17 protein-coding genes and 1 tRNA gene are annotated in these 22,862 nt (G+C 44.8%); 2 read left to right on the forward strand and 16 right to left on the reverse strand.

The features are described from left to right. Positions 1-306: 306 nt before the first annotated feature. The 7 genes from LKE40_05960 to LKE40_05990 form a co-directional block, all read right to left on the reverse strand. Positions 307-1,155 carry a hypothetical protein gene (locus LKE40_05960; GenBank protein MCH3916994.1) on the reverse strand — a complete coding sequence of 283 codons (849 nt, stop codon included), beginning with the start codon at positions 1,153-1,155 and terminating at the stop codon, positions 307-309. Between the two features lie 407 nt (positions 1,156-1,562). Beyond that, the gene (locus LKE40_05965; protein ID MCH3916995.1) at positions 1,563-2,105 is read right to left on the reverse strand and encodes a rubrerythrin family protein; all 543 of its coding nucleotides are present in this window, start codon (positions 2,103-2,105) and stop codon (positions 1,563-1,565) included. A gap of 16 nt (positions 2,106-2,121) precedes the next feature. Then, positions 2,122-2,523 (reverse strand): transcriptional repressor, encoded by a 402-nt coding sequence (locus tag LKE40_05970; protein MCH3916996.1) that lies wholly within the window; start codon positions 2,521-2,523, stop codon positions 2,122-2,124. Between the two features lie 120 nt (positions 2,524-2,643). After that, complete coding sequence (locus tag LKE40_05975) at positions 2,644-4,533, reverse strand: ABC transporter ATP-binding protein/permease (protein MCH3916997.1); 1,890 nt, start codon at positions 4,531-4,533, stop codon at positions 2,644-2,646. Then, a complete protein-coding gene (locus tag LKE40_05980; protein ID MCH3916998.1) occupies positions 4,526-6,256 on the reverse strand; it encodes an ABC transporter ATP-binding protein/permease in 1,731 nt (576 codons plus the stop codon). The genes LKE40_05975 and LKE40_05980 overlap by 8 nt, the downstream gene beginning before the upstream one ends. After that, entirely contained in the window at positions 6,253-6,699 is a 447-nt protein-coding gene (locus tag LKE40_05985; GenBank protein MCH3916999.1) for a MarR family winged helix-turn-helix transcriptional regulator, read from the reverse strand. Before LKE40_05985 ends, LKE40_05980 begins: the two co-directional genes overlap by 4 nt. Positions 6,700-6,858: 159 nt before the next feature. After that, positions 6,859-9,249: a class I SAM-dependent methyltransferase gene (locus tag LKE40_05990; protein ID MCH3917000.1), complete on the reverse strand. Its 2,391-nt coding sequence runs from the start codon at positions 9,247-9,249 to the stop codon at positions 6,859-6,861. A gap of 85 nt (positions 9,250-9,334) precedes the next feature. Here LKE40_05990 and LKE40_05995 point away from each other — a divergent pair, with 85 nt between their 5' ends. Further along, positions 9,335-9,793, forward strand: a complete 459-nt coding sequence (locus LKE40_05995; protein ID MCH3917001.1) for a hypothetical protein — start codon at positions 9,335-9,337, stop codon at positions 9,791-9,793. 59 nt (positions 9,794-9,852) lie between these two features. Here LKE40_05995 and rpsD read toward each other — a convergent pair whose 3' ends face one another. The 4 genes from rpsD to LKE40_06015 all read right to left on the reverse strand — a co-directional run bounded on the left by rpsD (position 9,853) and on the right by LKE40_06015 (position 15,578). Then, on the reverse strand, positions 9,853-10,449 hold the full coding sequence (gene rpsD, locus LKE40_06000; protein MCH3917002.1) for a 30S ribosomal protein S4: 597 nt from the start codon (positions 10,447-10,449) through the stop codon (positions 9,853-9,855). Between the two features lie 140 nt (positions 10,450-10,589). Continuing rightward, positions 10,590-10,662 (reverse strand) — tRNA-Asn (locus tag LKE40_06005). Between the two features lie 259 nt (positions 10,663-10,921). Then, positions 10,922-14,869, reverse strand: coding sequence for a 5'-nucleotidase C-terminal domain-containing protein (locus LKE40_06010; GenBank protein ID MCH3917003.1), 3,948 nt, complete (start codon positions 14,867-14,869; stop codon positions 10,922-10,924). 538 nt (positions 14,870-15,407) lie between these two features. Beyond that, entirely contained in the window at positions 15,408-15,578 is a 171-nt protein-coding gene (locus LKE40_06015) for a hypothetical protein (GenBank protein MCH3917004.1), read from the reverse strand. Between the two features lie 120 nt (positions 15,579-15,698). Between LKE40_06015 and yidD the strand changes: the two genes are divergently transcribed. Then, positions 15,699-15,989, forward strand: a complete 291-nt coding sequence (gene yidD / locus LKE40_06020; protein ID MCH3917005.1) for a membrane protein insertion efficiency factor YidD — start codon at positions 15,699-15,701, stop codon at positions 15,987-15,989. A 2-nt stretch (positions 15,990-15,991) separates the two neighbouring features. Here yidD and LKE40_06025 read toward each other — a convergent pair whose 3' ends face one another. From LKE40_06025 to pth, 5 genes are all read right to left on the reverse strand, one after another. Beyond that, positions 15,992-17,029 (reverse strand): galactose mutarotase, encoded by a 1,038-nt coding sequence (locus LKE40_06025; protein MCH3917006.1) that lies wholly within the window; start codon positions 17,027-17,029, stop codon positions 15,992-15,994. 42 nt (positions 17,030-17,071) lie between these two features. Next, positions 17,072-18,889 carry a translation elongation factor 4 gene (lepA, locus tag LKE40_06030; protein MCH3917007.1) on the reverse strand — a complete coding sequence of 606 codons (1,818 nt, stop codon included), beginning with the start codon at positions 18,887-18,889 and terminating at the stop codon, positions 17,072-17,074. 2 nt (positions 18,890-18,891) lie between these two features. Then, positions 18,892-20,697 (reverse strand): ATP-dependent zinc metalloprotease FtsH, encoded by a 1,806-nt coding sequence (gene ftsH / locus LKE40_06035; GenBank protein MCH3917008.1) that lies wholly within the window; start codon positions 20,695-20,697, stop codon positions 18,892-18,894. Positions 20,698-20,860: 163 nt separating this feature from the next. After that, a complete protein-coding gene (gene tilS / locus LKE40_06040; GenBank protein MCH3917009.1) occupies positions 20,861-22,219 on the reverse strand; it encodes a tRNA lysidine(34) synthetase TilS in 1,359 nt (452 codons plus the stop codon). A 72-nt stretch (positions 22,220-22,291) separates the two neighbouring features. Continuing rightward, complete coding sequence (pth, locus tag LKE40_06045; protein ID MCH3917010.1) at positions 22,292-22,861, reverse strand: aminoacyl-tRNA hydrolase; 570 nt, start codon at positions 22,859-22,861, stop codon at positions 22,292-22,294. Between the last annotated feature and the right edge of the window lies 1 nt (position 22,862).

The raw sequence follows: 22,862 nt of genomic DNA on the forward strand, positions 1-22,862 counted from the left end.
AAAATTGCTACAACTGATAAAACTTAGAGTAAAATAGAGTTTTCAACTCCCCGACCGAGAAAAAACAATTTTATGCCGTAGCTGGTACAGATTGTCATGGAACTGAGGCATCCATATAGGCTCAGGAACAAGATAAAATCTATCGTAAAAACAACGACCCATACGCTTCAGGAGGCATCCAACACAAGAGAAAACAAATAGCAAGGCCATGTAGAGGCCTGGATCCTGTCCAGCATCATCTGAAATTAATGGATCAAAGAGAAATTGTCTCCGATTTTGCGGCATCATAATAAAAGGCTCAAGCTGTCATTGAATGGCATAAGAAATGACTACCCGGCTCTCATACCTGCCTGTAGGCAAGGTCGTTGAAGCAGGAGAAATCCTGAAAAAGAAAGAGTCAACATTACCAGAGGCATGTCCTGATTCGGTAGATGACGAAACTGTCGCATCACTGTAGCCATCAAAATATGTATTGGTTGCAAGCTCAGCAATTCCACTTTCGTAGACGGAAGACTCACCTACTTTCTTGTCCCAAGCGGAGACACTTTCATTTTCATAGACAGCTACCGCTCCACCATGTACCGAATCAGATTGATCACCGTTGTTGTCCAGCAACGCAAAGGGTTCCGTTGAAATTTCAATGCTGAGGGACTGAGACACATAACCGGTAGAACCTGTTACAGCTATGGTAAAGACTCCCGTATCGAACCCACTCTGAACATTCCACGAAGAACTGTACAACGTTTTCGTAGAAACAGTGGTAGATGCATCAGAAGTTGTTGCAGATGTAACTGCAGAATCAGTCACGTCAACGCCTTCATAGTACAGGGAAGTTGTCAAATCGACAGTAGCAACTTCACCGACCAGATTGACAGCATCATAGGAATTTTCAGGTGCAGAAGCCAACGAAGTCTGGCTATCGGCAAGTGAAAAGGCATTGCGAGGTGAACTTCCAAGAGAGACCGGTGTACTGCTACCCTCCTGGTAGGTCTTGCTGGTATCAGAATCCTCTGCAAGTGCCTGATAGGTCGTAAAAGAATCAGTAAGGTAAGTAGAAGAACCATTGACAGCAGTATATGTGTAATCAGCTGATGCAGATAACGAACTATCAGCGATAACCAGCAACGTTATTCCAATAGCAAGTTTTTTTCTCATATTTTTCTCCCTGACACCATTTAGAAAACAAATTACACTGCAAACTACTTATAGCAATAATATAAATGTTTGCAACTTATGTCAATAGATATATTATTTTTTGACATTTACTCTAAAAATCGTGCAACACAACATATCCATCTCAATAAATACATATTTTATCCATAATTAATCTTAATTATTGCATACATAGCTACTGAATAATATGACATAAGATAAGCTAAACATAAATTCATGTAAATCAAGATTCACTAAGTATCGCTCGATTCCACTGCTATTGAGAGAGTGCTTTACTACTGATTCTCCATAGCTATCAAATCCTAAGCGACTTAATTCTAAGAAAAGAATGAAAAACAAATAAAAAAACCGAGGATGATACTCCTCGGCATGCAATTCATAAATATGGTCTAATAGTTCTTGGATTGCAATTCAAAGAAAGACTGCGGATGTCCACATACAGGGCAAATGGCAGGAGCTTTTTTCCCTACATGTATATGCCCGCAATTTGCACATTTCCATACCATGTCTCCCTCACGTGAAAATACAATACCTTCATCAAGGTTCTTCAGCAAAGTAAGATAGCGTTCCTCATGTGTCTTTTCGATGTCACCGACAAGAGCAAACAGCTTGGAAATCTTTGAGAAACCTTCCTCTGCTGCTTCTTCAGACATCTGCTTGTACATAGAAGTCCATTCATAGTTCTCCCCTGCTGCAGCATCCTTGAGGTTTGTTGCAGTATCCGCAACTTCCCCATTTTCCTGCAGAGCCTTGAACCAAAGTTTGGCATGTTCTTTTTCATTGTTGGCAGTCTCTTCAAAAAGACTTGCAATCTGCTCATATCCGTCCTTGCGAGCCCTGGAAGCATAATACGTATACTTGTTCCGTGCCTGGGATTCTCCCGCAAAGGCATCCCTCAGATTCTTTTCAGTTTTTGATCCCTTCAATTCCATTTTCTTACCTTACTCCTTATCCCTTGTCCTGGGTCTTTTCATAACAATCGGGACAAATCCCGCTTACTACCAAATTTGGGTCAATATGCCGGAAGCCTGTGGCATTGCAAGCCTTTGCCAATGCAATCTGGTCTGGTTTGAAATCGATATCCACCACACGCTTACAAATTCTGCACATCATATGGCAATGTTCAAAAACCGTTGCATCAAAACGGTCAGGGCCGCCTTCAACAGGGATTTTCAGCAGACGCCCTTCTTCAACCAACAAGTTCAGATTCCGATAAACAGTTGCCATTCCTATCCTTGGATGTGCAACTTTGACATGGTTGAAGACTTCTTGGGCTGTAGGATGGTTATGTAAAACCATCACGGCTTTATACACTAAATCCCTTTGAATTGTCTGACGTCGTTCAATCATATTTACTCCCAGCTATAACATAGCGCACTTGACCATTTCATAATGACCGTATTGATAATAATTGTCAATATCTTTTATAACTTTTCAACTACAGGCCCCGCGGATAATCAGATCCATACATCAAGTCAGTACAGCTTTCCCTGTATACAGCTGATAGTATTTTCCCCTCTTTTCCAATAATTGCCCATGGGTACCCTTTTCAATGATCTGACCATTCTCCAAGACCATAATGACATCACTGCCTCGCACAGTCGACAGTCTATGGGCAATGACAAAGACTGTCCTCCCATCCATAAGACGGTTCATACCAGCTTGGATCAATGCTTCAGTCCGAGTATCTATGCTACTTGTTGCTTCGTCCAAGACCATGATGGGAGGATCGGCAACAGCTGCCCGTGCAATAGCCAACAATTGTCTCTGTCCTGTGGAAATATTGCTTTCCTTTCCAGAAATAATGGTTTCATATCCCAGGGGAAGCAATTTGATAAAATGGTCGGCCCCTGCCAGTCTTGCAGCGACCTCAACTTCTGCATCGGTAGCATCAGGCCTTCCATATCTGATATTTTCCCTGACCGAAGCAGTAAACAAACTTGTATCCTGCAATACCATACCAAGAGAATGTCGAAGATCCTTTTTGCTGATGTCCTTGACATCTATCCCGTCTATGGTAATTTCTCCCTGCTCAATCTCATAGAATCGGTTAAGCAAATTGGTTATGGTAGTCTTGCCTGCTCCTGTTGAACCGACAAAAGCCACAACTTGCCCAGGATGGGCATAGACATCTACATGACGGAGCACCGGTTTGCCAGGTACATAAGAAAATGATACATCATCAAGTTTTACATCACCCTGAAGAAGTCTGAACGATTCTTTTCCATTTTCAGTCTTTTTCCAAGCCCAATGGCCAGTATGTTCATCACACGCCTGAAAAGCACCAGACTGGCCTTTACAGACATTCTCCAATATTACCGTGCCGTTGTCAGGTTCCGCCTTTTCATCCAAAAGTGCAAAAATCCTTTCAGCGCCTGCAAGCGCTTGAACAACTGCATTTATTTGCTGACTCATCTGCCCAAGAGGTCTTGCCAAGGTCTGGGACAATTGCAAGAAGCTTACAATCATTCCCAACGTAAGTCCTGCCAAGCCATGGATTTCCATGAATCCACCCGCAATTGCAATTACAGCATATTGAAAGTTACTCAACATCTGGACCAATGGCATAAAGATATTTGCAAATTTGTTCGCATTGGTTGTATTGGCACACAATTGTTCATTGAGTTTATCAAATGCTGCTTCTACTTCTTTTTCCCGAGTAAAGACCTTTACAACCTGTTGTCCGCTGACCAATTCTTCTATGTAGGCATTCTCAGCCCCCAAGGAAGCCTGCTGTTTGGAAAAATATTTCCCAGACAGACTGCCTACTTTGCCAGTAACAAATAGCATGAGCAGGATTGAAAGGATCACCACGATAGTCAGTTGCCAACTGGTAACGATCATGGCAACAAAGACCCCAATGACCTGGATACTTCCAGAAAACATCTGGGGAAGGCTTTGGTTCAGCATATTGACCATTGCATCGATATCATTGGTATACCGGCTCATGATATCGCCATGTCCATTTGCATCGAAATAACCGATAGGAAGGCTCTGCATATGGACAAACATTTCATTCCTCAGCGTCCTGAGCACTTCCTGCGATATGACAACCATCGTCCTGGAATAATAGAACATACCGGCAATGCCTACCGCAATAATCAATGCCAGCTCGCTGATCAGGTGCAGGATATAGCTGAAATCTGGATTCTGGGCACCAATCAAGGGCATAATTCCATCATCGACCAGGTACTTGAGAAAAACACCGATGGCAACTGTCATCACAGATGAAACTATTATGGCAGCTACGACAAGTACCAAAGTACCTCTATACGGTCTGAGATAATGAAATGTACGCTTTATCGTTTTCTTAATATTCTTTGGTTTTTCGGAGGGTTTCCCTCTGTTCGGCCTAGGCAAGCTGCACCTCCCTGGTCTGGGATTCATAGACTTCCCTATAGATGGCATTGCCAGCCAGAAGCTCTGCATGAGTTCCAAATCCACTGATCCTACCCTCGTCCAGTACCAAAATGCGGTCACACTCCTGTACAGTCGAAACCCTTTGGGCAATGATCAATTGAGTAACGGAGGGAAGCTCATCATGCAGTGCCAACCTGATAGATGCCTCCGTACTCATATCAACGGCACTGGTAGAATCATCAAAGATGATAATTCTAGGTTCAGTCAGCAAAGCCCGTGCAATACAGAGACGCTGCCGTTGGCCACCGGATACATTTCGTCCTCCCTGTTCAATATGGGTATCATACCCATCAGGAAAAGTACGAATGAATGCATCTGCTTGGGCTATACGACAAACCCGTTCCATCTGTGCATCAGAAGCGGTCTCATTGCCCCATCTCAGGTTTTCTTTTATCGTACCACTGAACAATCGGCTTTCCTGCGGGACAAAGGCCACATTATGCCTAAGAATTTTCAAACTATAATTCCTTACATCGACGCCGCCGACCAGTACATGTCCTTCGGTAGTGTCATAAAGGCGAGGAATGAGAGAAACCAACGTCGTCTTGGAGCTACCGGTCCCTCCGATTATGCCAATTCGTTCTCCGCTGGTAATGTTCAGGTCAATATCCGACAAACATAATTTGTCAGATGAAGAGGAATAACTAAAAGCAACATGGTCAAAGACAATGTCACCATTTTCTACGTTCATAATAGGATGCTCAGGATCCCGCAAGTCTACTTTTTCATTGAGTACATCACAGACCCTTTTTGCAGAAGCGCTGCTAATAGTCATCATCACGAAGAAAGAAGAAAGCATCATGAGGCCCATCATAGCCATAGAAACATAGCTGACCAAACTTACCAATTCACCCGTAGTCAGGGAACCAAGGACAACCTGTTTTGCTCCCAGCCACATGATAAGGACATCAAGAGAAAAAATACTCAGCAGCATCAGAGGCATGATATTGATTGCAAGTTTACCGACTTTTGTGTATTGGCCGCAAAGCGTATTGCTTTCTTTCTTAAATTTATTGATTTCTCTCCGTTCATTGACGTACGCTTTTACAGCACGGATACCGTCAACATTTTCTTCAACGACTGTATTGAGACGGTCATACTGGGCAAAGACTTTTTCAAATAGGGGAAAGGCAATCTTGATGGTTATAATCATTATCAAGGCTATGATCGGAATCATATAGACAAACAGCAAAGCAAGATGCCAGTCCACATAGAATGCCATGCACATTGAAAATATAAGGCTGAATGGTGCCCTGACGGCTAAACGTATCGACATTTGAAATGCCATTTGAAGCCGTTGGACATCTGTCGTCAACCTGACGACTAAGCTACTTGTGCTATATTTATCAATATTCTTGGCTGAATATCCTTGGATAGCATAAAACAAATCATGACGAAGGTTCTTGGCAAAACCAGCAGAAGCTTTCGCAGCAGTCCATCCTCCAAGAACACCAAATAGTCCCATAAATAACGTTGCAATAATGATATAAAAACCCACACGCCAAACCTGTGTCATATTATGGACCTGTAGACCCTGGTCAATCAACATAGACATCAAATATGGCAGCACAGACATCATCAACGTTTCAAAAAATACTAAAAAAGGGGTCAGGACACTCACCTTGCGGTATTCCCTGACCCTTCCAAGAAGCGTCTTGATCAACTCTTTTCGGTCTCCACCAGATTCTTTCGCATCTGTTCAATTACCTTGAAAAAGATCTGCATTTCCTCATCACTTAGATTCTTGGTCAAATCATTTTCAAGTTGTTCAAGGAATATATCAAATTCCATGTCCATCTTCTTCGCTTTCTCAGTAATCACTACTCTCTTCAGACGCTTGTCCGAGCTGACACGCTCTTTCTTGACCAGACCATTCTTTTCCATCAGCTTCAGAATTTCAGTAGTAGTAGGTCTCCGAAGAGAAAACATGGTGTCAATGTCCCGTTGATATACAGGAGTATCACCCTTCGAATCAATAAAATTGATGATATAAAAGTGAGATGACGTCTGCGTCGTTTCACTATACTCAGTCCTGAAGGTCATCAACCTCCGTCTCAAATGGTTCGAAAGCTTCCGTAGCTCTCTTGATGCACATTGTTCTCTCATACACAACTCCTCACAAACAAAACTTAGTTAAGTATATATTGAAGCAATATGGCAATAAAAGTACTCTCCTATCATCTTCATACTTCTTCATATACACCGCCTTTTATTTCCATGTCCTGCAGGATTCCCCCTTTCCTGCAGGACATGACCTGCAATAACTTATGATTCTTTTTTCTCATCCAACCAGAAGAACTGACTTTCATCTTCGCCCCTGGTATGGGTCTTTTCAAACTTTTCAAAACCATATGGCTTGACACCACCATCACGGGAAATTACAGAGCGAGTATTTTTCTTTTTCCGCCTATCCATATCATAGCGGCTCTCCCTGCGTTCCCTATCCCCTCGATATCCGGAATCATCCCGAGATCGGCGGTCGTATCCACCACGGTCATCATCATGATATCTTCGGCTACCATAGCCACCGCGGTCATCATCACGATACCCACGACTGCCATAACCACGATCGTTATCACGAGACCTGCTGCCGTATCCGCGGTCATCATCATGATATCTTCGGCTACCATAGCCACCGCGGTCATCATCACGATACCCACGACTGCCATAGCCACGATCATTATCACGAGATCTGCTGCCATAGCCACCGCGATCATCATCACGATACCCACGACTGCCATAGCCACGATCATTATCACGAGATCTGCTGCCATAGCCACCGCGATCATCATCACGAGACCCACGACTGCCATAGCCTCGATCATTATCACGAGACCTGCTGCCGTATCCACCGCGGTCGTCATCACGGGACCTGCGGCTACCATATCCACCGCGGTCATCATCACGAGACCCACGACTGCCATAGCCACGATCATTATCACGAGACCTGCTGCCGTATCCACCGCGGTCGTCATCACGGGACCTGCGGCTACCATATCCGCCACGGTCGTCATCACGGAACCTACGGCTACCATAGCCACCACGGTCATCATCACGGGACCTGCGGGATCTATCTCCATCAGAGAAACGACCAGGACTCCTTCTGTCGTCACGGCGATTATCTCCAAAGTCACGTCTGTCACGATCACCTCGGCCAGCACTTCCATCGTCACGGCGAGAACCATGCGATGAAAAGACTTTATCCAAATCCCTCTTCTTCTGATCATCCATATCAGAATCTTTTTTCCTATCCTTGAGGCTTTCAATCGGTTTTGGTTCACTTGTAGCAACTTTGACCGGTTCAGAATCATCCCAACGTAGGCTAAGCATGCCGTTGTCAGAATCAGTTTCCTGATCTGAATCAAGGGACTTGATAATATTATCGTAATTATTTTCTTCGGTGGATTCTGCAGTTACTTCTGTTGCTTCCGTCTCCGAACTTTCCGATCCCTGACTTTCGTCAGATTCCTTGGTCTGTACGGCATCTTCTTGTTCTGATTTACCTTCCAAGGCAGCATCTTGATCAGTTTTTTCTACCGGAGAAGCATCAATCTCCTGCTGATCATTCAATTCAAAATTTTCATCTTTCTTTTCTTCAGTATCCATTCTTTCAAATTCCTTTGCATTCCGCAGGATCCTGTCATCGGACCCATTTTCACTGCTGGGCACTCTTTTATATCCAACCCAGTCTTTCTTCCTAAGAGTAATATTCCTTATCTTTTTCAATATCCAGGTACGGCTGGTACCCTTGTTCTTTGTAAAGCCAGGAGCGGCTACCGACTTAGTAATCTGCTCCAAATCAAAACCTCTTACTCTCCCACTGTCCATTTGAAAAGTACTCAGATTCGTCGAAAAAACCATGGTACCTTCAGGAGACAACAAATTGTTCAATAAATCGAAATAACGTACATAATCTCGCCTAACATCAAAATCCTCATCCATTCTGTGGCTATTTGAAAAACTTGGTGGATCAAAAATAATCAAATCATATATTTCATTGTTCTTCAATGCTTCAATGATAAATTTCAATGCATCAGACTGGATGCATCGGTACATATCACCTATAAACCCATTGGCACCCAGGTTCTGTCTGGCCCATGCAGTAGAAGGCCCACTCAAATCAACAGAAACAACCTCCCTGGCACCACCACCGGCAGCATACACAGAAAATGCACCAGTATAAGAAAACAAATTCAGTACTTTGAGCCCTTTGCTCATCTCGCCAACCATCTGTCTGGTCCTCATATGGTCAAGAAACAAGCCGGTATCAATATGACTGGTCAAATCAACTGTAAAGGAATAGCCACTTTCCTTTACCGGTACTTTCAGGCTTTCCATAGCCTGAAGACCATGCTGTTGTCGGCCTTCTCTTTTCAGACGATGCATAAAAACAACATGATCTGACTGAATATAGCACATACGACGAACAATATCACAGCAATCAGATATGACGTCATCAGCCAATCCCTCAGGACTATAATCAGTTACCCTTGCATAGAGACCATATAAATCAACAGCAACAGGGAGTAAGCCAAGATTTCGGTCATATACCCTCATGCAATCCGTATTCTCATTGAGTACAATGCGCCTCATCGCCAGAGAATTATGTTTGAGTATCTTTCCAAAATCCTTGTATGAATATTCCAATTCCGTCAATTCTCAGTCCCTTTCTCTGAAAAAACTTTCAATAATCTGCTGACTATGATACAGTAATAACAAGATTATTTCAAGGAGAAACAACATGGAAGACACTGAAGCAACAGAGTTTCTACATGAACTAGAAAACAAATGGCAAGGCACTATTTCATGGAAAACTTTCGCCACGTGGTATTGCTGTTCCGATGGAACTCTCAGAGAGTATGGTGTTTTCTTGTTCAAGATCAACAATACCTTTCATTTTGAGGACTTCTATCGGGAATCAACAATCTTCGGCATTCCTTTACCAAAAAAGAAAAATGAAAAAAAGTTCATAAAAATGGAAAGATCTTTCACGATAGGAGATGTTGCAGATGTCTTTCAGATTTCACAAAAATCAGCATTGGATATCGCTGAAGGACGACTACGCATTGAGCAAGCAAAGAAAATTGGAAAATTCGATAAAATATTTAGGAAAGTCGTTACCATTGTCAAACTCAAGGACGGTAGTGCCCATTGCTTTGAACTTCTCGATACAAAACAATTCAAGACCCAATTACAATGAGATAAAAAGCCCCATGTATGCTGCCATGGGGATTTTATCCTGAAAATATATTGAAAAATCTACTTTGAGTAGAATTCAACGACCAACTGATCATTGATTTCTACAGGTACTTCGCTACGTTCAGGAAGTCTCAGCAAAGTGCCTGAAAAAGCTTCCTCATTCTTTTCGATATATGCCAGCTTAAAATGAGCTGCACCTAGGAAATTTTTTCTAAACTGTTCGTTCTTGGTAGATTTCTCTTTCATGGAAATAACATCACCAGGTCTGCAACGATAGGAAGGAATATCAACCTTCTTCCCGTTGACCAAGATATGACCATGTGAAACCAACTGACGTGAAAGTCTGATGGAATTACCAAAACCGATACGATATACAAGGTTGTCAAGCCTGCATTCCAGAGTCGTGATCAATGCATCACCAGTTCTCATAGTTGTAGACTTGGAAGCCTGCTCATAATAATTGCGAAGCTGCCTTTCAAAGATACCATAATATGATTTGACTTTTTGCTTCTCAGTGAGCTGCATACCATAATCAGATACTTTGTGTTTCTTTCGAAAAGCAGGATCATTTGCTCGATCCATAGCCTTGGGGTGACCACAAGTATTCACACCAAGTCTACGACATTCTTTAAAACGGGGACCTCTTCTAGTTGCCATCGTCAATTCCTTTAAGAAAGTCAGATACAATTCCAGCATGAACCAGCATGTTCAGACTTCAATTGTGTGGTACGTAACTTCGTCTCTCGTACCTTAAGACAAAAAATGACTTCCGTCGTTACCTCAGGAAGCCACAGTTGCTCGCCCGGAGGGATTTGAACCCCCGACAGGGTGGTTAACAGCCACCTGCTCTGCCAACTGAGCTACAGGCGAATATCATGCGAACGATAGGAACATTACCCTATCAGCCTTTTTCTGTCAATATATCCCAACTTTTTTTTCAAACATTTTTCTATCAAAAAAACAATGACAAATAAATAGAAAAAACAGAATAAAATACAACTGTCTAAAACCATTTGCCAACAGCACATAAAGAATTTCTACCTAATAAATATTTTTGCAAAAAAAGTACAGAAGTGGGGAAGCATCCGAAGCTGCTTCCCCACATAATTTTACTTATCAACCAAAGCCTTTACCTAACTGGATAATTAGCTTTGAGATAATCCATCAAGGCATCGCTAAGCATACCATATGTGCCGATCACCTTGGTAAACATCGTGTAGCCATCACCACCAGCAACCATGAAGTCATTGGTACAGACTTTATATGGAGTAGAATCCTTCTTGATAATCTTGTCACCAACCAAGACTCTCAGAATCCGCTTGCCAGGCTTTCCGTACTTATTGTACACAACCCTGAGATCTGTCTGGCTATATGAACCTGCAGGTTCAGGCAATCCAGAATAGCCATGCTCCAAAGCTGCATAGACCTGTTCACCAGTCAATTCGCAGACTGTCATGGTATTACCAAACGGCAACACAGTCATTACATCATTGATCGTAACATCGCCTGCAGCAAGGCTAGCTCTGATACCACCACCGTTGGTGATTGAGAAATCAGCGCCTGTAGCTTCAGTCATTGCAGTACAGATCATCCTTGAAAGGTCAGTAGGCCTTGTACGGACATCAGCCCTTTCACCATCCAACCATACTGGCAGTTTGGCAATGACCGTGCCATATTCCTTATCAAGCGCAGCCTGCTTGTCTGCAATAAAGGATGCAACTTCAGGATCATCTGGGACCTCAGTAATTCCATATTTCTGTGCAAGCTTGCTCTCAGCAGGATCCAACACATCAGAAGCCTTGACAAGAGTCTCTGTCTGACCTACGGCCTTGTCGTTGCGAACTGACACATCGACAACACCTACATTCTTCATGTATTCCCCGGCCTGTACAATCAAAGCCCCGTTTACAACCTTGCCACCTTCGATAGCATCATGGCTATGTCCGTCTATAAACAGATCAATACCATTGATATGTTTGCAAATGTCAATGCTTGTCAAGCCACTGGTAACATTCGGATTGATGCCGACGTGACCAAGTACCACTACATAATCAGCATACTTATGAGCCATGTTGACTGCAGCTTGCGCCTCATCAAGTACATCCAAAGGATTCACGAACTTAAGACCGACAACATTCTTTGGATTGGTAGAAGTCATGGTATCAGGAGTAGTGAGACCAATGACAGCCACTTTGAATCCATTGAATTCATAAATTTGATATGGCTGCAACAGGAAATTGCCCTTGCTATCGAGAATGTTGGCACTCAACACCTTAATATTGGTGTACTGGTCAGCATATTTGGCAGCTTGGATAAGTCTATCCTGTCCAAAGTCAAAATCATGATTTCCTGGTGCAACTGCATCATAGCCCAGCATATCAAGCATTACACCGGCAGTCTCACCCTGGAACATGTTGACAATATTAGTGCCTTGGCTTACATCACCTGCATCCAAAACCAAGATATTGTCAGTCAAACTCCTTGCAACCTGCAACATGGTAGAAAGTTTTGGATAACCAATTGTGGCCTTTCCATCAGAAGCGAGCCGTCCATGCACATCATTGGTATGAACAATAAACAAATCGAAATTAGGATTAGAACCCTTGGCTTTAATTATCGGAGTCACACCATACGGATATTTGACAGCAGCCTTTTCGGCAGCAGCCTTCTCGGCAGCGGCCTTCTCAGCGGCAGCCTTCTCAGCGGCAGCCTTCTCGGCGGCAGCCTTCTGGGCAGACATATTCATTTTAGCCGTATATGCCGCACTTACCTTGGCAAGGTAACAAGCAACATCATTATCCGCAGGAATGGAAGCTATACCATATTGTTTTGCCAGCGCACTGTGGGCAGGATCGTTGATGTCAGAGGCCGATACAAAACCAAGGACCTTCGTGGACATCCTGTCACCCTTCACGGACACATCCACCAGACCAATCTGCTGCAGCCCGGCTCCGGTCCCTACCAACGTCGTCCCGTTCACCATTTCGGTATACGGCTTGTCCGACGCCTCAACGAACAGGTCAATGCCCTTGATGTTCTGGCAAATCAGCTTAGCCGTATACTGGCTGTCGTCGACGTTGCCAAGCACCACGACGTAGTCAACCATCGACTTCGCCATGTCAACTGCCGCCTGTGCGTTCTTTATGATGACAGGATCAGTAAAGCTGAGCCCCTCAGTGTCATTCTTTGCAGCCGCAGGAGAAGTCAGCCCGGCAACCAGCACGGTCTTGCCGTTGAAATAGTAGACCTGATACGGCTGGAACACAGGGTTCCCCTTCTTCGTGAGCGTATTGGCCGAAAGGACCTTCAGGCTCGTGTTCTGGTAGGCATAGGAAGCAGCCTGCTCCAGACGAGCGGTACCATAGGCAAAGTCACCGGCACCAGGAGCCACGGCATCATAGCCCAGCATCGCCATCAGCACGCCTGCAGGCTCCCCGCCGAAACTCTCGACCAATGCACTGCCACTGGTCGCATTGCCCGCATCAAGGAGCAAGGTATCGGCAGTAAGACTCCTGCCAGCCTTCAGCAAAGTAGCGAGCTTGGCATAGTCTATGCCATCAAGCGCGCCCTTCACGTTCCCGGTAGCGGCAATGTACAAATCAAAGTCAGAAACCGCCTTGTCGCTCTTCACGATAGTCGAGACATTATAGGGATATTCAGTAGTCTTCTTGGCGGCAAGTTTCTCAGCAGCAGCCTTCTGGGCAGCGGCTTTCTCGGCAGCGGCTTTCTCAGCGGCAGCCTTCTCGGCAGCGGCCTTCTGGGCAGCGGCCTTCTGGGCAGCGGCCTTCTGGGCAGCGGCCTTCTCGGCAGCAGCCTTCTCAGCGGCAGCCTTCTGGACTGGTGTCATCATTTTTTCTGCATATGCCGCACTTACCTTGGCAAGATAACAAGCAACATCATTATCCGCAGGAATGGAAGCTATACCATATTGTTTTGCCAGCGCACTGTGGGCAGGATCGTTGATGTCAGAGGCCGATACAAAACCAAGGACCTTCGTGGACATCCTGTCACCCTTCACGGACACATCCACCAGACCAATCTGCTGCAGCCCGGCTCCGGTCCCTACCAACGTCGTCCCGTTCACCATTTCGGTATACGGCTTGTCCGACGCCTCAACGAACAGGTCAATGCCCTTGATGTTCTGGCAAATCAGCTTAGCCGTATACTGGCTGTCGTCGACGTTGCCAAGCACCACGACGTAGTCAACCATCGACTTCGCCATGTCAACTGCCGCCTGTGCGTTCTTTATGATGACAGGATCAGTAAAGCTGAGCCCCTCAGTGTCATTCTTTGCAGCCGCAGGAGAAGTCAGCCCGGCAACCAGCACGGTCTTGCCGTTGAAATAGTAGACCTGATACGGCTGGAACACAGGGTTCCCCTTCTTCGTGAGCGTATTGGCCGAAAGGACCTTCAGGCTCGTGTTCTGGTAGGCATAGGAAGCAGCCTGCTCCAGACGAGCGGTACCATAGGCAAAGTCACCGGCACCAGGAGCCACGGCATCATAGCCCAGCATCGCCATCAGCACGCCTGCAGGCTCCCCGCCGAAACTCTCGACCAATGCACTGCCACTGGTCGCATTGCCCGCATCAAGGAGCAAGGTATCGGCAGTAAGACTCCTGCCAGCCTTCAGCAAAGTAGCGAGCTTGGCATAGTCTATGCCATCAAGCGCGCCCTTCACGTTCCCGGTAGCGGCAATGTACAAATCAAAGTCAGAAACCGCCTTGTCGCTCTTCACGATAGTCGAGACATTATAGGGATATTCAGTAGTCTTCTTGGCGGCAAGTTTCTCAGCAGCAGCCTTCTGGGCAGCGGCTTTCTCGGCAGCGGCTTTCTCAGCGGCAGCCTTCTCGGCAGCAGCCTTCTGGGCAGCGGCCTTCTCGGCAGCAGCCTTCTCAGCGGCAGCCTTCTCGGCGGCAGCTTTTTCAGCAGCAGTCTTTTCAGCTGGCACAGGTGCCTCTGCAACTGGTGTGCTTGGAACCTGTTCGACCTTAGTCGCAGTAGAAGCACAACCTACAAGGGATATGATCAGCGATGCCGTAAGCACCGATGTCATAATTTTACTGGACAAACGCTTCACGAGTCTTCCTCCTCAACGAAAATCATATGAATTGCTATTTTAAATAATCAATTACGACTATTATAACACAAATTAAAAAGTATATATACAAAATTCCTTACTCTGACAAACAAAACTGCCCCCCTGATATGCCAATTTTCAATTGTACCGTTGGTCAAATCATTCGGGTGGCGGTCAATGCAGTATCAGTGTGTTTTTCAATCATAGCAGACTCCAAGAACACGATAATAAAGTTTCCTCAACTTCCCATACGGATGGGCACAGTCGTACTTCATCCTTTTCCTTATATTACCCCTCGGACTCTCTCATACCGCCCTTTATTATAGACATTAGATATCCAAGTCGTCAATTGGCAATTGTTAGAATTTCAAGCAACTAGCTGGTTTATCTTACAAACATCCCATTTTTTATCATTTTATTAACAAAAAACAATTTCAGTGACTTTACTTTCAAGAAAAAACACACTTTGGTTTTGTTAAGCTAAAAAAATGCCTATGGAATCAAATCCATAGACATTACTACAAGAGCCATGAGACACCTACATCAGGTCCTTGGCTTTACGGGCTGTGTTGCCAGTCTTCTCGCAGTAAGCTACATGTCGCAACTTGCCATTCTCAAAAACGGACTTCATCTTGATCTGTCCGCCCCAGCGGCTGGTCAAAACCGAAGCTCCGGCACGACGTGCATTCTTGGATACAGTACCTGCCATATTGATATTCCTCCATTGACATTACTAAAGACTCAGGCCAACTTAACATGTTCATAGGCAAAAGTCAAATCCCTTACTTCATTTATTGCATAAACCTTAAAAACGGGCTAAATTCAAAGTATGCAAAACCTGCGTAACATACTACGCCAAGTATATCTTATTCCAGTCTATTTATACAAGGGATTGCTATCCCCTTATATGGGTGGATCCTGTATTTACTCACCGACCTGTTCGACATATTTTGTCAATGCAGTTGCAAAACATGGGATAATACGGGGAACTATCATGGGTATCGCCCGCATTACTCGCTGCAGCCGCCATTATCTTGGCGGTAATGATCCGGTACCGGATACTTTCAGCTGGAGTAGGTTCCGTTATGATCGAAAAGTCTTCAGACGGAAACGGAAATAAAATCAACAAACGGAAAAAGTATATTCAGTTACTTCCTCATACACTTTTCCAGCACCATACAGGCAGGAAGGGAAAGTCGGCTGATTCGGAGAATCTGGATAAAATTCTGTTTCCAAGGCAAGGCCCCCATATTGGCAACACGGTATTCCTTCCTTTGTAAGCGTTTCCGATGAAAGAGTATTCGACGTATACATCTGAATGGCAGGCATCGTAGTGGATATATCCAGCTGGCGCCCGCTGTTTTTCTCCCTTACCGTAACCCTATGTTGCAATTTTCCATCAACATCTGCAAACGCAAAACAATGATCATAGCCCCCAGCAAGAGCAATTCTTTCGCCAATTTCATGGAAGAAAGAAAAATCAAAGGGAGTATGCTGACATGGCAGTATCCTGCCCGTCGGAATAAGTTTGCCATCTACTTCAACATAACCTTTGCTGGGCAACAAGACTTCATGTCCAAGAATTCCCTGCCTGACATCTCCTGTAAGATTGAAATAACTATGATTGGTGAAATTCAAATACGTTTTCTTCTTGCTGATTACCTGATAACGTATTCTCAGTTTTCCTTCAGAAGAAAGTGAAAAAAAGACACTGGCATTGATCGGCCCCGGCCAGTTACCTTCACCATCCTGCAGTCCTGAAGTAAAAACAACCGTAGGAGTGCCGTCAATCTCGCTGATAGCATAAGCCCAGTTTTTCCAACAAAGACTGGAACTCCCGCTATGGAGAGAATCCGTACCATCATTGATATTGGCTTCCAGATGATATTCTTTGCCATCGATAAAAAAACGGGCTTTGCCGATACGATTTGCAAAAGGCCCGATTGTCATGCCAAAATAAGTCGTACCTTGCATATATTCCTTGACACTGTCATGCCCAAGTACGACATCTGCAACATTTCCATTCCGATCAGGCACCATCAACCGCCGTATGGTAGCTCCCAAAGTAAGAAGTTCCACAGAAAACAAACCGGACTCGATGGTAATACTCTTGACAGGAGAGCCATCACCATAGGTTCCGAAATCAGTAACTTTAATCAATTCCCTTTCCTCCTTTGTCAGTGGCAACACCCAATTTTACTATCATGAATCGGTTTCGTCACTCTTCAGCACAGCGAGAAAAGCCTGCTGAGGAATCTCGACATTGCCGACCATCTTCATCCGCTTCTTGCCTTCCTTCTGTTTCTCCAGCAACTTTCTCTTCCTGGATATATCACCGCCATAACATTTTGCAGTAACGTCTTTGCGGAAAGCATTGACGGTCTCCCTTGCAATGACCTGGCCGCCTATTGCCGCCTGTATCGCTATTTTATACTGTTGGCGATGAATTTCTTTTTTTAGTCTTTCACAAACCACACGTCCACGGGAAACTGCGTTGTCTCGGAAAACGAGCTGAGAAAGTGCATCGACCTGTTCACCATTGACAAGGATATCCAACCGAACCAAATCCGTCTGCCTGAAACCCTTGACCTCATAATCAAAGGAAGCATACCCTCTTGAAATGGATTTCAGCCGATCATAGAACTCAAAAAGTATTTCAGCCAACGGCATATCATAAGTAAGTTCAACCCTTTTCTGATCCAAATACTGCATACCGGTCTGTGTACCCCGTTTTTCCATAGCAAGGGACATGATGGGGCCTATGAATTCAGACGGAGTAATCACATGGGCCTCTATATAAGGTTCTTCGACAAAGTCAACTTGCATCGGCTCCGGATACTCAAGAGGATTGTCAATAATCAATAATTCCCCATTTCTCATATGGACCTTGTATTTTACGGAAGGACTGGTAAACACAATTGACAGATTGAATTCTCTTTCAATCCTTTCCTGTACGACTTCCAAGTGAAGCAAACCAAGGAACCCACACCTGAAGCCGAAACCTAAAGCCGCAGATGAATCTTTTTCATAGACCAGCGAGGCATCATTCAGTTTCAGTTTCTCCATTGCAGAAGACAACTCTTCATAATCATTGGAATCAACCGGATAAATGGAGGAAAAGACTACAGGCTGGACTTCTTTGAAACCTGAAAGAGGTGCCTTGGCAGGATTATCAGTCCTAGTCACCGTATCACCGACCCTGATATCTCCAATCGTCTTGATACCCGCAATGAAATAACCGACATCACCGGCATGCAGTTCTTCTACAGGAGAAAGTACCAGCTTGAATATGCCTACTTCCTCAACTGTATACTCAACATTCCCATGCATAAACCGAATCTGATCACCGACCTTCAGGCTACCATCAAACAAACGGCAATTGACAACAATTCCCCTATATGGATCGTAGTGGGAATCAAAAATCAAAGCTTGCAAAGGATCTGTATCACAACCCTTCGGAGGTGGAATCAACCGTACGATCTGTTCCATCAGATCATCAACTCCGAAACCAGTCTTGGCACTTACCTTGACCGTAAGATCAGGATCCAATCCCAGGTCATTGTCTATTTGTTTCAGACACATATCGATGTCCGCGGACGGCAAATCCACTTTGTTGATTACTGGTATGATTTCCAAGTCATGTTCCAACGCCATATACATGTTGGCAAGCGTCTGTGCCTCCACACCTTGGGTTGCATCAATCAATAGCACAGCACCTTCGCAGCTGCTGATTGCCCTGGAAACCTCATAGCTGAAATCAACATGTCCCGGCGTATCAACCAAATTCAGTTCATACTGCCGACCATCCTTGGCAACATAAGGAACAGTCACTGCCTGGCTCTTTATGGTAATGCCCCGTTCCCTTTCGATATCCATACTGTCAAGCACCTGGTCTACCTTAGGACCATGTTGATTGCCCAGTTTCGCTTTCTCAATGAAACGGTCAGCCAACGTTGACTTGCCATGATCTATATGCGCTATGATACAAAAATTTCTTGTCAGTGAAGAATCTTTTCCCATTCTTACCCCTTGAGGCTCAGATGTCCGTCCGTAGCCTCAAAGCCAAGCAACTCCCTGATTTCAGCATCGTCCATGGTCTCCCGTACCACAAGCTCCTCCGTCAGGCGATCCAACTGGTCCCGGTGCTCACTGAGAATCTGTCTTGTTTCCTCAAGAGCCGTATCCAATATCTTGCTCATCTCAACATCAATCAGCCTAGCTGTCTGATCTGAAAAATTCTTATGTTGCTGAATATCCCTGCCAAGGAACAACGGTTCATCTTCATCCCCTAGATTTATAAATCCAAGCTCACTCATGCCAAATTCGGTGACCATTCTCTTTGCAATATTCGTTGCCTGCTGAATATCATTGCTCGTTCCCGTCGTGGTTTCCCCATATACAAGTTCTTCCGCGACATATCCACCCATACAGATTTTTATACGGTCAACCAACTTTGACTTCGTCATGGTATAATCATCTTTTTCAGGCAAGCTGATCGTCAACCCCAATGCCCGGCCATGAGGTATGATCGTTACTTTATTAAGCGGATCGACATGCTTAAGATAATAATGCAGAAGCGTATGCCCTGCTTCATGGTATGCCGTAGCTTTTTTATCCTCTTCCGTCATGAATCTACTTTTCCTTGCTACGCCAATAGTTACCTTATCTCTCGCTTGATCAATATCATCCATTGACACAGCGCTCCTGTTTGCACGTGCTGCCAACAGGGCTGCCTCATTGACGATATTTGCCAAATCGGCTCCGCTACAGCCTGGAGTAGCCCTGGCGATACGGCTCAGATCAATGGAGCCTTCAAGCTGTACTTTCTTGCAATGAATCTTCAGGATTGCTTCTCTTTCATGTACATCAGGAAGATCTACGACAACCTGCCGGTCAAAACGACCGGGACGAAGCAAGGCCTTATCAAGAATATCCGGTCTGTTTGTCGCTGCCATGACAATAACATTTGACTTGGTGTCGAAACCATCCATCTCAACCAGAATCTGGTTAAGTGTCTGCTCTCTTTCATCATTGCCGCCGCCAAGGCCACTTCCACGTGCACGGCCGACAGCATCCAACTCATCAATAAAAATAATACAAGGTGCGGCTTTGCGCGCCTGTTCAAAAAGATCCCTGACACGTGATGCACCCATTCCGACAAACATTTCAACAAAATCAGAACCACTGGTATGCAGGAATGATACACCGGATTCACCTGCTACGGCTTTTGCAAGCAAAGTCTTGCCGGTACCAGGAGGACCCACCAGCAACACACCCTTGGGAATCTTAGCCCCGATGGCGTGGAACCGATTAGGATGTTTGAGAAAATCAACGACTTCGGATAGTTCGGTCTTGGCTTCTTCTTGCCCTGCAACATCAGAAAAGTTTATCTTGTTTTCGTCCGGTTTATATTCCTTGGCCAAATTCTTGCCAAGTCCACCACCCATCATGCGTGAATTCATACCGGATGTCTGCTTCCAAAGCATGATGGTAAATCCTATGAAAATAATCCATGGAATCAATTGCAGCAACAATGCTACGTAGCTTACATGCTGGGCAACACCTGTAACGGTGACATGTTTGTCCATCAGCTTCTGCAACAATGTACTGTCCGTATAGGGAATCCTAGTCCTGAACTGTATATTGTTGGCCGTAGTAAATGTAATTTCAGTATTTGCCTCAATGGTTACAGAAACGACCTGTCCAGCGTCCACAGACTGCAGGAAGGAAGAATATGGAACTTCCTGCCCTTTGCCCGATGAAGAAGTGTCAAAGAACATAAAGGCAAGCATTATGAGCAAAAAGACAAACAGGCCCAACGAAAACATGTTTCTTGGATTCTTGCCGGAGCCTCCGCCATTCTTGGGGTTGCCGCCACTGCGCAATCCATTCCAAAAATCGCGGTCATCCTTCTTTTTTTTGTCATCATCGGTATTTCGGTTTCCCTCATCATTTGAAAGAGCCCAAGGGTATATACTTAGCATTGTTTCGTCATTCACTTTTATTTTCCTTGTTTATGATACTATATAGTCTAACCGTCTTTGATACAAGGCTTTTCTTCAGGGTACGGGACAGTCTGTCGCGTCCTCCCGCATGCCGTAGGAAAAGGGCCTTCACACCTTTCCCATCTTCCAAGACAAAACATTTTTGTCTCTCAGCCGGACCGACTTTCCATGATGCAATCAATTTGCTTACAGCCACTTTGCCACCATCCGTAAGCAACATATCCCCTGGTTCAGGACTTCTCAGCACCAGAGGAGGTTTCAAATCCTCATCAGCTATACGGAGTATCCTACCATCGTCTTCCGATAAGTCACTGTTAATTTTCAGTTCAAGTCCATTATCAAGATGTATATCAGCGTCTTTCCCATATGGGACAGGATAACATTGATGGGAAAGAGGACATACGGCATGGTATGTTGCCACTCCATCAGACAATTGGATGTCATAGGTATCAAAATGTTGGGTTCCTTCTTTGCTACCAAGAAGAAAATCATCAATATACTGCAACCTGGCATAAGGAACAGGACTATGGTTTTTCAGTAAGAAAAGGAGAATACGGTAGCGCACAATCGGTATCTGATGCTTATATGCATCAATATGGATTTTTTTTGAACCGTCATACACCTGTGCAACTTTTTCATCAACCAAATTGGAAATACCCGAAGCCAAATAGGTTTTGCGAGCAACTATTTGCTTTGCCTCGGGAAATATCCTTCTGATGACCGGTATGATTTCAGTACGTATCTTGTTGCGCAGATAAGCAGTTTCACCATTGGTCGAATCTTCGCTCCAAGTCAATCCGTTGACTTTGAGCTGCAACCTAAGTTCCTCTTTGCTATAGCCTAACACCGGGCGTATCACACGGATTCCGTCCATAGTCCAATCATCTCTGATACATGTCAGCGAAAGAGGAGAGGAACCATTGAATGTCCTCATGACCATCGTTTCAAGCTGGTCATCGCCGGTATGGGCGGTGGCAAGCATCGGATAACCATGTTCCTCACAATATTTCAACAGAAGATCATAGCGCATGTGACGTGCCGCAGCCTCAATGCCACAGTCATCACTTTTTGAAAGCTGCTCAATCTGCCCCTCATCAAGCCATAGCTCCTTATAGGCAACTCCGATTCTCCGGCAGTTCTCTGCATTCAGTACAGATTCATTTTCCAATTCGGCCTTGTCCCTCAACCGATGATTGACATACAGGGCAATCAGATGATCTGGCTTGAAATAGCAACTGCACGACAGCAGCAAAGCTAGACTATCACTGCCACCAGAAAAGGCAATGGCAAGTCTTTCATTTCCATCAATGCCATGGGAAAGAAAAAATGTCCGAATTTTTTCCAAAACGGTACCTCCTGCAGAAAGTCACGTAAAAAAGATAGCAAGATACCGCAAAAAAGCAAGCAAAAATCTGAATCAGCCGATTGAATTGGTACGATTATATTTCCGCATGACTTCCTGAAGATCCATTCCACCGATAATATCTTCCAGTGCTTCTGCAGCCCGTCCGATTCCCTGTTTCCTGCTCCTTTCATCCGGTTCTTTTCCTAAAACATGGTCAACGACACTGGTACCATTCCCAGGTCTTCCGATACCGACATAGAGTCGGACGAAACCACGGTTACCATGCAAAGCCGCAATAATGCTTTTGAGACCATTGTGACCGGCATCTCCTCCACCTGTCTTTATCCGTATCATACCGACCGGCAAATCCATCTGATCGCAAACGACAATCAGATCCTTTGCCTCAATCTGGGGAAAATAAGACAGGACATCCCCGCTATCATTCATATATGTCAAAGGCGTCACCAGCAGAAACTGTTCCTGCTTTCCTTCCGCCAAGGCATAACGATATGGACGGAAACAGCGTTTCCTCAGTTTCAACTGAAGAAACGCTGTAACCTGACCAATGGTATCAAAACCACTGTTATGTCTCGTAGATTCATACTTGACGCCTGGATTTCCTAATCCAAGCACGAGTCTCATA

Source organism: Spirochaetia bacterium, assembly GCA_022482625.1.
In the GTDB taxonomy this organism is placed as follows: Bacteria; Spirochaetota; Spirochaetia; order Sphaerochaetales; family Sphaerochaetaceae; genus Pleomorphochaeta.